Origin of the sequence: Pseudomonas frigoris (assembly GCF_047758635.1) — a bacterium.
GTDB classification, from domain to species: domain Bacteria; phylum Pseudomonadota; class Gammaproteobacteria; order Pseudomonadales; family Pseudomonadaceae; genus Aquipseudomonas; species Aquipseudomonas frigoris.
The window spans coordinates 4,905,370-4,917,637 of sequence record NZ_CP180479.1; the positions used below are offsets into that span (position 1 = coordinate 4,905,370).

Genomic DNA, 12,268 nt, shown 5'->3' on the forward strand with positions numbered 1-12,268 from the left:
ATCGTCGGAACGCCGCCCGGAGCAAGCTCGCGCCCACAGGTGATCACCGATCCCTGTGGGAGCGAGCTTGCTCGCGATGACGTCCTCCCAGACGACTACAAACTCAACGCCCGATTCGAAGCCTTGATGAATTCCTGCTTCAGCTCCTCAAAACTATGCACCGCCGGGAACTGCGGAAACTCGCGAATCACATTGTCCGGCGCATGGAACAGAATCCCCGCATCCGCCTCACCCAGCATCGTGGTGTCGTTGTAGGAATCCCCCGCCGCGATCACCCGGTAGTAAAGGCTCTTGAAGGCCAAAACCGACTGGCGCTTGGGATCTTTCTGACGCAACTGATAGCTCGTCACCCGACCGGAATCGTCAGTAATCAGACGATGGCAGAGCAAGGTCGGGAAGCCCAGTTGACGCATCAACGGCTGGGAGAACTCATAGAATGTGTCCGACAGAATCACCACCTGAAAGCGCTCACGCAGCCAGTTGACGAACTCGATGGCGCCATCCAGCGGCTTGAGCGTGGCGATCACTTCCTGGATGTCGGTGAGTTTCAAGCCGTGCTCGTCGAGAATCCGCAGACGCTGCTTCATTAGCACGTCGTAGTCGGGGATGTCCCGGGTGGTAGCCCTGAGGGACTCGATCCCGGTTTTTTCGGCGAAGGCGATCCAGATTTCCGGGACCAGTACACCTTCAAGATCCAGACAGGCAATTTCCACAAGACACTCCCATTTGTATTGATTATTGAGTCGAGCGAGCCAAAAAGACTGCCGAACTCTAGCGACTCAGGCTGACCGGTGCAACGCATAGGGCGCGCCAGTCGCTGCAGGATTTTGTTACCATCAGCCACATATAGAGCGCCCAGCGCCACCGACCTGTAGGAAGCCGCCCTGATGAGCCCATCGTTCGATGTCGTGGAACTCGCCACGACCTATGCCAACAAATCCGCCCAGGACATCCTGAAACTCGCGTTCGCCGAGTTTGGCGATGACCTGTGGATATCTTTCAGCGGCGCCGAAGACGTGGTGCTGGTAGACATGGCCTGGAAGCTGAACAAGAACGTCAAAGTGTTCAGCCTCGACACTGGCCGCTTGCACCCCGAGACCTATCGCTTCATCGATCAGGTGCGTGAGCACTACAAGATCGACATCGAACTGGTGTCGCCGGACTACACCAAGCTCGAACCTTTCGTGAAGGAAAAAGGCCTGTTCAGTTTCTACAAGGACGGCCATGGCGAATGCTGCGGCATCCGCAAGATCGAGCCACTACGTCGCAAGCTCTCGGGCGTGACGGCCTGGGCCACCGGTCAGCGCCGGGATCAGAGCCCTGGAACACGCAGCGCCGTCGCCGTGCTGGAAATCGACACCGCGTTCTCCACCCCGGAACGCACCCTGTACAAATTCAACCCGCTGGCGCAAATGACCAGTGAAGAGATCTGGGGCTACATCCGCATGCTCGAGCTGCCGTACAACAGCCTGCATGAGCGCGGGTTCATCAGCATCGGCTGCGAACCCTGCACCCGTCCGGTGTTGCCGAACCAGCACGAGCGCGAAGGTCGTTGGTGGTGGGAAGAAGCGACGCAGAAAGAATGCGGGCTGCATGCGGGCAACATCATCAGCAAATCCAAGGCGTAATCTTGAGCCTTGTGAGATCCAATGTGGGAGCGGGCTTGCTCGCGAAAGCGGACTGACATCCAACATTGATGTCGACTGACACAACGCTTTCGCGAGCAAGCCCGCTCCCACAGGTTCTATGATCGGCTCCAAAAATGTGTACACACGAATGTCACCATAGGTGCCATTTGTGTGTGCACTTTTCATTTAAGCGCCCCAAAAAGTTACACGCCCCTGCCCTGACTCCCTCAGTCGACCTTTCATACACATCCCTCTGAAAAATAAATACCTGTTCAAACAGTCAATTTATATCGCCTTTATTTCAGATACTTATCGCAAACAGATAACAAAACGAAATTAATAGCGAAATTCATAGATCGCTGACTGGCATGGATCTGGCTTAAGTGCATACATGTTTTGTATACAATCACATCAAAACATACACACACTTTAGATCCGCAAGCCTGAAGCGCCCTATCCCGTACAGGCTGCAGATGCCCCGTAACCAATGATGCTGACTGCCCGCGACGAAGATTTGTCGAGCCAACGCTCATGCACAGTCATCGCGACGCCAAGCTCGGAGCCTGCCGGAATGCGTACTAGCCTCTCCAATAACAACATCGCGCTGGATCTGCCCTCCTTCCCACCCACTTCACCCCCTCACGACCAAACGTTTCAAGAACCCGTCGTACTCAGCCCTCGCCTGCACAACAAGGACCTGGCGCCGACCAAGGCCGAAGGTCGACGCTGGGGCCGCTACAGCATCTTCGCCCTGTGGACCAACGACGTTCACAACATCGCCAATTACTCATTCGCCATCGGGCTGTATGCCCTCGGACTGGGCGGCTGGCAAATCCTGCTGTCCCTGGGGATCGGCGCGGCGTTGGTGTATTGCTTCATGAACCTCTCCGGCTACATGGGGCAAAAGACCGGTGTGCCGTTTCCTGTCATCAGCCGGATCAGTTTCGGCATTCACGGGGCGCAAATTCCTGCATTGATCCGTGCCGTTATCGCCATTGCCTGGTTTGGGATTCAGACCTACTTGGCCTCGGTGGTCTTTCGGGTGCTGCTGATCGCGGTTCATCCCGGCTTCGCGGACTACGACCACAACTCGATCCTCGGTCTATCGAGCCTGGGCTGGGTGTGCTTCGTGGCGATCTGGTTCGTGCAACTGGCGATTCTCGCCTATGGCATGGAAATGGTGCGGCGCTACGAGGCGTTCGCCGGGCCAGTGATTCTGCTGACCGTCGCCGCCCTCGCCGGGTGGATGTACTTTCAGGCCAACGCGACCATCGCCTGGTCGATCCGCGAACCGCTGACCGGCGGCGAGATGTGGCGCAACATCTTTGCCGGTGGTGCGTTGTGGCTGTCGATCTACGGCACGCTGATCCTCAACTTCTGCGACTTCGCCCGTTCTTCGCCGTGCCGCAAGACCATCAAGGTCGGCAATTTCTGGGGCCTGCCGGTGAATATTCTGGTGTTCGCCAGCATCACCGTCCTGCTCTGTGGCGCGCAATTTCAGATCAATGGCCGGATTATCGAAAGCCCGACCGAGATCATCGCCTCGATTCCCAACACCTTCTTTCTGGTGCTCGGTTGCCTGGCGTTCCTGATCGTCACCGTGGCGGTGAACATCATGGCCAACTTCGTCGCCCCGGCCTTCGTACTGAGCAACCTGGCGCCCAAATACCTGACGTTTCGCCGCGCCGGCCTGATCAGCGCGACCATCGCGGTGCTGATTCTGCCGTGGAACCTCTACAACAGCCCCCTGGTGATCGTGTATTTCCTGTCCGGCCTCGGCGCCCTGCTCGGCCCTTTGTACGGGGTGATCATGGTCGACTACTGGCTCGTACGAAAAGGTCAGGTCAACGTGCCGCAGTTGTACAGCGAAGACCCTAACGGCGCTTATTACTACAGCCGCGGAGTCAATTTACGCGCCGTCGCGGCGTTCATTCCTGCCGCGCTGATCGCCATCGTCCTGGCGCTGGTACCGGGCTTCGACAGCGTATCGCCCTTCTCCTGGCTGATTGGTGCCGGGATTGCCGGGATGCTCTACCTGATCATCGCCAAACGGCAGCCTCATTACGCAGACGTCAGCGGTGAAGCCATCGCCGTCGATAACGTCAGCCATTAATCCCCTGGTGGCCCGGCACCGTCGGGCCGCAGAACCACCCGCTATAAGGACTTCCCATGCGAATTCTCGTGGTCAACGTCAACACCACCGAGTCCATCACCCAGGCCATCGCCCGTTCGGCTCAGTCCGTGGCCGCGCCGGGCACGGAAATCATCGGCCTGACGCCCTACTTCGGTGCTGACTCCATCGAAGGCAATTTCGAAAGTTACCTGGCCGCTATCGCGGTGATGGACCGGGTGATGGCTTACGACCAACCCTTCGATGCCGTGATCCAGGCCGGTTACGGTGAACACGGCCGCGAAGGTTTGCAGGAGTTGCTCAACGTGCCGGTGGTGGACATCACCGATGCGGCGGCCAGCACGGCAATGTTCCTCGGCCATGCCTACTCGGTGGTCACCACGCTGGACCGCACCGTGCCGCTGATCGAGGATCGCCTCAAACTGTCCGGACTCTGGGACCGTTGCGCGTCTGTGCGGGCCAGTGGCTTGGCGGTGCTGGAACTGGAATCCGATCCTGAGCGTGCGTTGGAGGCAATTATTCGTCAGGCGGAATTGGCCGTGCTTGAAGACAAGGCCGAGGTGATTTGCCTGGGCTGCGGCGGCATGGCCGGGCTGGATGAACAGATTCGTCAGCGCACCGGGGTTCCGGTGGTGGATGGTGTGACGGCGGCGGTGACGATTGCCGAGTCGTTGGTGCGATTGGGATTGTCGACTTCCAAGGTGCGGACTTATGCGACGCCGCGGCCGAAGAAAATTATCGGCTGGCCGGGGCGGTTTGGGCGATGAGTTCGCACTGAACCGAGTCGCCGCCATCGCGAGCAAGCTCGCTCCCACATTGTTTTGCGTCGTTCACAAATCCCCTGTGGGAGCGAGCTTGCTCGCGATGGCCGCGCCTCGGTTTTGAATCAGAGCGCACTAAACCGCTGCCCCAACCCCTGCTCCGCAAACTGCTCAATGATGAAATCCACAAACGCCCGGGTCTTGCCGGGCAGCAGTTTGTGCTCCGCGTAATAGATCGAAATGTTGCCATCGTCGACATACCAGTCCGGCAGCACCCGCTGCAAGGTCCCGGCCTCCAGATAGCCCACGGCAAACGGCATGCTCACCAGCGCAATGCCCAATCCTTGGGCGGCCGTGGCGCAGGCCGCCTCCGAATCACTCATGGTCATCCGCGCCTTGAGCGTCAGCGGGCTGTGTTGCTGGGTGCGACTGGTCAATTGCCAGGAACGCACACGCCCCGTCTGTGGCGATCGAATCAGGATGCCATCATGATGTTTGAGATCATCGGGCTCGGCAATCACCTCACGCCCTGCAAGATAGTCAGCTGACGCGACCAGCACCCGATGGGCCGGCGTCAGCTTACGCGCCACCACCCCCTGCGGCAGCTCGAATCCTCCACCAATCGCCGCATCGAAACCCTGAGCGATGAGATCGACCTGACGATTATCGAAATGCCAGTCCGGGTTGATCGCCGGAAAGCGCCGCAGAAACTCCCCGAGCAACGGTACGACATACAAACGCCCGAACACCGTGCCCATGCTGACCTTCAACGTCCCCGCCGGTCGCCCTTCGGCGCTGGCCAGATTGGCCACGGCATTCTGGATCGTGTGAAGACTGGAACTCACTTCGCCGAGAAACAGATGACCCGCTTCTGTGAGCGTCAAGCTGCGAGTGCTGCGCTGAAACAGCCGCACACCCAGGCGCGCCTCAAGTTTGGCGATGCTCTTGCCCACCGCCGCCGGGGTCAGGCTCAGGCGGCGCGCGGCTTCGGCGAAGCTGCCGACCTCTGCACTGCGCACGAAGCATTCGATACTGCTGAAGGTTTCCATAAGCGCCACTATAAACTTTTGGTTTACACAGACTATCGCAATTACCGTCTACACAGCTTCGGTGGTCATTAGAAATTAAAATGAAGTCAGTAGATTTTAAACCAAGCGAACATGTCCTCCTCCTTCTGAGGCTTCTGAAAGCTACGCGGGGACGACGACTTAGCAGCGTAAAAGGCAGGCCCCTCAATTAGGAGTCTTCAGTATCGGCTGGATGGCACGTTGATAGGATCGGTGATGCTGGTGGCGATACCCGATCCGTTGCATGTTTTGCTGGTGCGTGAGTACGCCGTCGGTATCGAAAAAACCGTCCTCGGCCTGCCAAAGGGCGGAGCAGAACCCCATGAAGACTATCTGCAAGCGGCGCAACACGAACTCTGCGAAGAAGTCGGAATGCGCGCCGCGCGCCTCAGCGAACTGGGCGAACTGACCCTGGCACCGGGTCACCTGTGCCATCGCTACCGGGTGGTGCTGGCCGAACAGTTGAGTTCCTGCCAACTGGTCGGCGACGAGCCCGAACCGCTGGAATGCCTGCGCGTGCCGCTGGCGCAGATCCCCGACCTGGTGGCCCGCGGCGAACTCAATGAAGCGAGGGCTGCTCCCACTGGTTTTGTGTGTTGCCTGGTATTTACGTCATCCCCGCCGGGCAATGGCGCCCATGGCCATGAACAGTGGCGCTCGGTCAGCGGCGCCAGGGTGGCGCCGCTGAGTAGCGCCTGATAAAGCTCTTCGCCGTATTGATGGCGCAGTTGTTCACTCATGAGCGAGCCTCCTCGAAGAACGCCAGGCACTCGCGATTGAACAGCTCACGGTGCTCGACCATCACCCAATGCCCGCATTCGCTGAGCAGGACAAAGCGAATGTTCTGGCAGTGTTGCATCATCGTTTGCGCGCCAGACACCGGGCAGAATTTGTCGTTCAGAAACCGAGGATCGGACACTGCAACTCGCCGAGGCGCGAGGTCATGTTCGGCACTTGCATGGTCGACAACACGCAGACCGGTTGCTGTCGCACCACGGCGACCCGCTCATTGACCGTTTCGTCGCTGATCAAGGACTCATCGAACAGTTGCAGCGCCAGCAGCCGGCGCATTCCGCCCGCATCGTAGTCCTGTCGGACGATGTTGTTTGCCCGGGCGCTCGGAATAATCCGGCGACAACAACAGGCCGGGAGGACACCTTATGAGCGCATCCGCGCAAGGGCACTTCGTTACGCTGCCGGAAGGTTTGCAGCTGCACTACTTGGATATCGGCGGGCAGGACATCGGCAAGCCACGCTTCTACAGGGTTTGTGCCGTTAATAGGCATCTACGGCAACTGGCCGGCTCAGCGGATACAACTGCTCATCGAACTGCGACAGCCTCGGAAATTCCAGCGGCTGCTCGTCCGCCAAGTGTTGCAGACGCTGGTCATAGTCAACCAGGAATCGTTGCCGCGCCTCGTCGCTGATGTACGGCACATGCCAGGCGACGAAAGGTTCGAGCACCTCGAACCCAACATAGGCCAGGGTACCGCGCAGGATCGGCCGCAGCATGTCCTGCAACGGGCCATGAATCGCGTCTTCACCGAACATGTGCTCACGGCCGCCCAGAGTCACCGTCACCAACGCCTTCTTGCCGCTCAGGCCGCCCTGATCGTAGAAGCGCTTGCCGCCGTAGCAGACGCCCGACACCAGCACCCGGTCGATCCAGCCCTTGAGCATGGCCGGGGCGGAGAACCAGAAGATCGGGAAGTTGAGAATCAGCAGGTCGGCCCACACCAGTTTGTCCAGTTCCGCCTGGATATCGGCTGCCAGCGACTGGCTTTTCACCCCCAGGCGTTGTTCCAGCGCATAGACCAGGTACTCGGAATTCTCCCGCGAGGAAAAGTCATCGGCGCTGGCCACTGGGTTCCAGTTCATTTTGTACAGGTCACTGACCTGCACCTCATGGCCCTGGGCTTCAAGGGTGGCCACCGCCTGGTCACGCAGGGCAGCGGTGAAGGATTTAGGCTCGGGATGAGCGTGGACGATCAGTACTTTCATGGTGATTCCTTAGACTTTTTCCAGCGTAGGGTTTGAATTCGGGGCGGCGCGGCTGGCCAGCAAGCGGTCGAGCCAGTCGGGGTCCATTTGCGGTGCCGAGGAAAACAACAGTCCCGTGTAGTCCTGGTGCGGAGCTCATGTTCAGCACTCACTCCTTGAGGCCGCTGGATTTGTGCAGCATCCAGTCGACGACGAAATTGGCTGATATCGCCAAAGGTGATCAGTACGGCGTTATCGCGCACCATGCTGTCCCAATCGGCGGTGGGCGGTTGAATGCCCAGGCCGAGAAATGACAGCGCGCTGATAAACAGGAACACAAAGCAGAAGCGCAGGCCGAACTCTGCAATCAATGGCGCTGCCGCGTTCGGCAGCACACCAGTTCAACCACACAAGGCCCGGTGCGAAAAACGTTTGAGTTCCCAACGGTCACACCTGGATCGCCTTCACTTCGATGTATTCGTTAAGTCCTTCTTCCCCCCATTCACGTCCATTACCCGATTGTTTATAGCCACCGAACGGCACCTGATAGTTGAACGCTGCGCCATTGAGGAAGCACTGCCCCGCGCGCAGTTGCCGGCCCAGTTGCAAGGCACGCTCGGCGTTGCCGGCCCAGACTGCGCTGGACAGGCCGAACGGCGAGTCGTTGGCGATCTGGATCGCCTGCGCCTCATTAACATAGGGGATCAGGCACAGCACCGGCCCAAAGATTTCTTCCTGGGCGATGCGCATGCGGTTGTCGACGTCGGCGAAAATCGTCGGACTGACGTAATAGCCACGCTCGAACGCCTGCGCCGAATCGCCACCGCACAACAGCCGTGCGCCTTCGTCCTGACCGAGGCGAATGTAATCCTGCACGGTGCGGCGTTGCCCGGCCGAACACATAGGGCCAAGGAAACTCTGCGGATCGAGCGGGTCGCCCATGCGCAGGCTCAGGGTTTCGGCCAGTGCCAATCCCACAGCCTCGGCGTATCGGCTGGCGGGCAGCAACAGGCGGGTCAATGCGGTGCAGGTTTGCCCGGAGTTGATCATCACGTCCTGCACGCCGTATCGCACAGCCGCCGCCAGATCGGCGTCCTCGGCGATCAGCAGCGGCGACTTGCCGCCCAGTTCCAGGCATACCCGTTTCACCGAAGGCGCCGCCGCTTGGGCGACCCGCACGCCGGCGCCGGTGGAACCGGTAAAAGACACCATGTCCACGTCCGGGTGTTTCGCCAGGGCTTCACCGACCTTCGAACCCGGCCCGCTGACCAGGTTGAACACTCCGGCCGGCAGGCCAATGTCTTCGATCATCTGCGCCAGCAAAAAGGCGTGCAGCGGGGTTTCCTGACTGGGCTTGACCACGACTGTGCAACCGGCGGCCAGCGCCGGGGCAAGTTTGCCGATCAACTGGTGCAGCGGGTAGTTCCACGGGTTGATGAACGCACAGACACCCACCGCCTCACGGATCACCAGCGAGTTGCCGACTTCACGCACTTCGTCCATCAAACCGGCGAGTTCGACGTATTGCTGCAAGCCAATGATCGGCCCGTCCACTTGCACCGAGCGGCACCACTGAACCGGCATGCCCAGCTCGGTGGTGATCACCGACGCCATTTCATCGGCGCGAGCCCGCAGTTGCTCGGCCAGTGCACCGATGTACCCGGCACGAACGCTGGATGGCGTGCGCGACCATGGCTCAAAAGCCTTGCGCGCCGCCGCCACGGCATTGTCGACATCGCGTTCATCGCCCAACGGCACGCTGCCGGCGACTTCCTCGGTGGCCGGGTTGATCACCTCGGCGACACCTTGCCCGGACGGGGTTTGCCAACGTCCATCAATAAACAGTGCCTTGTGATTAAGCATGTACTTGAGCCTCCATCAATTCCTCGGCACAACGGGCGATGCGCTGGCAGGCATCACGCAATTGCGTGGTGCCCACAACCAGCCCCAAACGAATGTGACCGGCAGCGCTCGGACCGAAGGCTTCGCCGGCCAGTACCGAGACGCCATGACGATCGAGCAAGCGATCAGCGAACGCCTGGGCGCTGAGCCCGGTTTCGCGGATATCGACCATCACGAACATGCCGCCATCGGGCTTCAGCGCGCGAACGCCGGGGCAGTTCGCAAGGCTTTCGCAAACCAGATCCCGGCGCTGGCGATAGGCTTCGCGCATGGCCTCCAGTTCCGGCAGCTGGCTTTCCAGCGCCACCACGGCGGCATCTTGGATAAAGTCCGGCGAGCCGTAGAGCATGCACAGCGCGAGGTTTTCCAGGTGCGCGGACAAGGATGGCGGCGCCACCACCCAACCGACGCGCCAACCTGTCATGGCGTGGGATTTCGACAGGCTGTTGAGCGTCGCTGTGCGTTCGGCCATGCCCGGCAAACTGGCCGGGCTGACGTGTTCGCCATCAAACAGCAGCTCGCTGTAGACCTCGTCGGAAATCAGCCACAGGTCGTGGGCGATACACAGCTCGGCCAACGCTTCCCAGGTACTGCGCGGCAGGCTCGCACCCGACGGGTTGTGCGGGCTGTTCAGCGCCAGCGCACGGGTGCGCGGGGTGATGCGCGCGGCAACGTCTTCGGGCAGAACGCGGAAACCGTTTTCCGAACGCACCGGCACTGGCACCACCACCGCGCCGCACGCACCGAACACCGCTTCGTAGGTGACGTACATCGGCTCGGCGACGATCACCTCATCGCCCGGATTGAGCACGCACTGGGCCACGCTGAACAGTGCGCACTGCGCCCCGGCCAGTACCGTGACCTGCTCCGCCGATACCTGCTGGCCGCTGTGTTGCCGGTGGCGCCTGGCGATGGCTTCACGCAAGGCACGCTTGCCGCGCACCTCGGCGTAGTGGGTGTTGCCGGACAACAGGCTATCGATGGCCCCTTGCACTATGGGCATCGGCGTGTCGAAATCCGGGTCGCCCACCGACAATAGCAGGATGTCTTCGCCCTGCTCCAGCAAAGCCAGTGCGCGATAGTGAATCTCCCAGGCGGCGGCGCCGTCACCGGCGATACGTTTGGTCAGATCGGAAAAACGCATGGTCTAATCCCCGTAAAAAGAAGCCCCGTAAAAAAGGTTGAACGTCAGCGAACACAGGCATGCTTGAGCTCGATCAGGGTCACGCCGTTGCGATTGAAGCCGTGGCGCAAGTCGGTTTGCAGTTCCGCGAGGTTCTGCGGCTGGCTGACGGTGCAACCGAAGGCGCGGCCCAGGGCGGCGAAATCCGGGTTGCGCGGCAGCACGCCGATGGGCTCGATGTCCAGGCCGAGCATGTCGTCGCGAATCTGCCCCAGGGCATCGTTGTTCCACAGCAACACCACTAGCGGGCTGTCCAGTTCCTCGACCGCCGTCGCCAGTTCCTGCGCGGTGTAGAGGAAACCACCGTCGCCGACCAGTACCAGGCCCGGCCGTTGCGGTGCGCCGAACTTGGCGCCGATCCCGGCCGGCAAGCCGTAGCCCAAGGTGCCGTAGCCCGTCGGGTGCAACCAGCTGCGAGGCGCCAGGCTGTCGAAGGCGTAGTTGCCGGTGTAGGCCAGTTGGGTCATGTCGGTGCTGATGAAAGCGTCGGCCGGCAACTCGGCGGCAACGCGCTGCAGAATCGCCTGATGGATCGACTGCAACGGACCGTGGCCGGTTTTCACGGCCTCACGCAGCGCCGCGACCGAGGCGATCGCCGCGCTGGCATCACGCACGTCGGGCGATAGACGCTCGAGCAGCGCGGTTAGGGTCTGTTGCGCGTCGCCGTGTAGCGCCACCGTGCAGGGATAGAAGTCATTGAACTTGCGCGGATCGATGTCCACTCGCAGCAGCTCGGCGTTGAGTGGCAGGCGCTCGCGCCAGAAATCGGTGTCGGCCATCTCCGTACCGACCGCCAGCACCACGTCGGCCTCAGCGATCAAATTCCAGCCCGGCTCCACGCACAGCGATGAACCGGCATTGAGCAATGCGTCCGGTGGCAGCAGGCCTTTACCAGCGACGCTGGTGAACAGCGGCGCGGCCAGCCGGGTGCTGAGTTCCTGCAACTGTTGCGCGGCATTCAACGCGCCGCCGCCAGCGATAATCATGGGTCGTTGCGCGCCGTGCAGTCGGGCCACGGCTTCGTCCAGAACAGTGGCAGCCGGCGTACCGCGACCTGGACGACGCACGACTTCGTTGCTCCAGTCGCGAGCAATCGGTGCCGACAGCACATCCAGCGGCACCGAAATGTGCACCGGGCGCGGGCGCTCACTATCGAACACCGCATAGGCGCGGGCGATCAGTTCCGGCAGGTCTTCGGCGGTCAGCGCCACCGCCGAAAACGCGGTGATCGGCGCGGTCATGGCGCGCTGATCCTGGGTTTCGTGCAGGCAACCCCAGCCCTTGCCGAGGCTGGCGCTATGGTTGACGCTGGAAATCACCAGCATCGGAATCGAGTCGGCATAGGCCTGACCGATGCCGGTGGCGGCGTTGGTGACGCCAGGGCCGGTGATGATGAAGCACACGCCGGGTTTGCCGCTGACCCGCGCATAGCCGTCGGCCATAAAACTGGCGCCCTGTTCGTGGCGGGTCAGCACGTGGCGAATGCCACTGCCGGGCAAACCGCGATACAGCTCCAGGGTGTGTACGCCGGGAATACCGAATACGGTGTCGACGCCGTAGTTGGCCAGCAGACGCACCAGCGCCTGGCCCCCGGTCAAAGGTGTGGTTTGCATGTC

The 12,268-nt window shown here is 60.8% G+C and carries 12 protein-coding genes and 1 pseudogene; 4 read left to right on the forward strand and 9 right to left on the reverse strand.

The features are described from left to right. Positions 1-95: 95 nt before the first annotated feature. Positions 96-713, reverse strand: a complete 618-nt coding sequence (thrH, locus tag ACMXYH_RS22505; protein ID WP_056744191.1) for a bifunctional phosphoserine phosphatase/homoserine phosphotransferase ThrH — start codon at positions 711-713, stop codon at positions 96-98. A gap of 174 nt (positions 714-887) precedes the next feature. On the opposite strand from thrH, the gene ACMXYH_RS22510 reads away from it, so the two are divergent. From ACMXYH_RS22510 to ACMXYH_RS22520, 3 genes are all read left to right on the forward strand, one after another. Continuing rightward, positions 888-1,628, forward strand: coding sequence for a phosphoadenylyl-sulfate reductase (locus ACMXYH_RS22510; RefSeq protein ID WP_008042297.1), 741 nt, complete (start codon positions 888-890; stop codon positions 1,626-1,628). Between the two features lie 571 nt (positions 1,629-2,199). Then, positions 2,200-3,741 carry an NCS1 family nucleobase:cation symporter-1 gene (locus ACMXYH_RS22515; protein WP_129442755.1) on the forward strand — a complete coding sequence of 514 codons (1,542 nt, stop codon included), beginning with the start codon at positions 2,200-2,202 and terminating at the stop codon, positions 3,739-3,741. 56 nt (positions 3,742-3,797) lie between these two features. Beyond that, positions 3,798-4,526, forward strand: coding sequence for an aspartate/glutamate racemase family protein (locus ACMXYH_RS22520; protein WP_201186788.1), 729 nt, complete (start codon positions 3,798-3,800; stop codon positions 4,524-4,526). A gap of 119 nt (positions 4,527-4,645) precedes the next feature. On the opposite strand, the gene ACMXYH_RS22525 is transcribed toward ACMXYH_RS22520, so the two are convergent. Continuing rightward, positions 4,646-5,569, reverse strand: coding sequence for a LysR family transcriptional regulator (locus tag ACMXYH_RS22525; RefSeq protein WP_134421802.1), 924 nt, complete (start codon positions 5,567-5,569; stop codon positions 4,646-4,648). A gap of 234 nt (positions 5,570-5,803) precedes the next feature. Between ACMXYH_RS22525 and ACMXYH_RS22530 the strand changes: the two genes are divergently transcribed. Further along, a complete protein-coding gene (locus tag ACMXYH_RS22530; protein WP_415764981.1) occupies positions 5,804-6,286 on the forward strand; it encodes an NUDIX domain-containing protein in 483 nt (160 codons plus the stop codon). Between the two features lie 37 nt (positions 6,287-6,323). On the opposite strand, the gene ACMXYH_RS22535 is transcribed toward ACMXYH_RS22530, so the two are convergent. The 7 genes and pseudogenes from ACMXYH_RS22535 to ACMXYH_RS22565 all read right to left on the reverse strand — a co-directional run bounded on the left by ACMXYH_RS22535 (position 6,324) and on the right by ACMXYH_RS22565 (position 12,265). Continuing rightward, positions 6,324-6,506, reverse strand: a complete 183-nt coding sequence (locus ACMXYH_RS22535) for an alpha/beta fold hydrolase (protein WP_415764982.1) — start codon at positions 6,504-6,506, stop codon at positions 6,324-6,326. After that, positions 6,485-6,658: a hypothetical protein gene (locus ACMXYH_RS22540; RefSeq protein WP_415764983.1), complete on the reverse strand. Its 174-nt coding sequence runs from the start codon at positions 6,656-6,658 to the stop codon at positions 6,485-6,487. Before ACMXYH_RS22540 ends, ACMXYH_RS22535 begins: the two co-directional genes overlap by 22 nt. Positions 6,659-6,862: 204 nt before the next feature. Next, entirely contained in the window at positions 6,863-7,588 is a 726-nt protein-coding gene (locus ACMXYH_RS22545) for an NAD(P)H-dependent oxidoreductase (protein ID WP_415764984.1), read from the reverse strand. Between the two features lie 148 nt (positions 7,589-7,736). Continuing rightward, positions 7,737-7,962, reverse strand: a pseudogene (locus ACMXYH_RS22550) (ABC transporter permease subunit); the annotation flags it as partial. A 52-nt stretch (positions 7,963-8,014) separates the two neighbouring features. Continuing rightward, complete coding sequence (locus tag ACMXYH_RS22555; protein ID WP_415764985.1) at positions 8,015-9,430, reverse strand: aldehyde dehydrogenase family protein; 1,416 nt, start codon at positions 9,428-9,430, stop codon at positions 8,015-8,017. Further along, complete coding sequence (locus ACMXYH_RS22560; protein ID WP_415764986.1) at positions 9,423-10,613, reverse strand: pyridoxal phosphate-dependent aminotransferase; 1,191 nt, start codon at positions 10,611-10,613, stop codon at positions 9,423-9,425. The genes ACMXYH_RS22555 and ACMXYH_RS22560 overlap by 8 nt, the downstream gene beginning before the upstream one ends. A 44-nt stretch (positions 10,614-10,657) precedes the next feature. Further along, the gene (locus tag ACMXYH_RS22565; RefSeq protein WP_415764987.1) at positions 10,658-12,265 is read right to left on the reverse strand and encodes a 5-guanidino-2-oxopentanoate decarboxylase; all 1,608 of its coding nucleotides are present in this window, start codon (positions 12,263-12,265) and stop codon (positions 10,658-10,660) included. Between the last annotated feature and the right edge of the window lie 3 nt (positions 12,266-12,268).

Excerpts from the sequence above, each read along its gene's own strand:
- ACMXYH_RS22510 (WP_008042297.1), top strand. The coding sequence starts at position 888 with ATGAGCCCATCGTTCGATGTCGTGGAACTCGCCACGACCTATGCCAAC.
- ACMXYH_RS22515 (WP_129442755.1), top strand. The coding sequence starts at position 2,200 with ATGCGTACTAGCCTCTCCAATAACAACATCGCGCTGGATCTGCCCTCC.
- ACMXYH_RS22520 (WP_201186788.1), top strand. The coding sequence starts at position 3,798 with ATGCGAATTCTCGTGGTCAACGTCAACACCACCGAGTCCATCACCCAG.
- ACMXYH_RS22525 (WP_134421802.1), bottom strand. The coding sequence starts at position 5,569 with ATGGAAACCTTCAGCAGTATCGAATGCTTCGTGCGCAGTGCAGAGGTC.
- ACMXYH_RS22530 (WP_415764981.1), top strand. The coding sequence starts at position 5,804 with ATGCTGGTGGCGATACCCGATCCGTTGCATGTTTTGCTGGTGCGTGAG.
- ACMXYH_RS22540 (WP_415764983.1), bottom strand. The coding sequence starts at position 6,658 with ATGCGCCGGCTGCTGGCGCTGCAACTGTTCGATGAGTCCTTGATCAGC.
- ACMXYH_RS22545 (WP_415764984.1), bottom strand. The coding sequence starts at position 7,588 with ATGAAAGTACTGATCGTCCACGCTCATCCCGAGCCTAAATCCTTCACC.
- ACMXYH_RS22555 (WP_415764985.1), bottom strand. The coding sequence starts at position 9,430 with ATGCTTAATCACAAGGCACTGTTTATTGATGGACGTTGGCAAACCCCG.
- ACMXYH_RS22560 (WP_415764986.1), bottom strand. The coding sequence starts at position 10,613 with ATGCGTTTTTCCGATCTGACCAAACGTATCGCCGGTGACGGCGCCGCC.
- ACMXYH_RS22565 (WP_415764987.1), bottom strand. The coding sequence starts at position 12,265 with ATGCAAACCACACCTTTGACCGGGGGCCAGGCGCTGGTGCGTCTGCTG.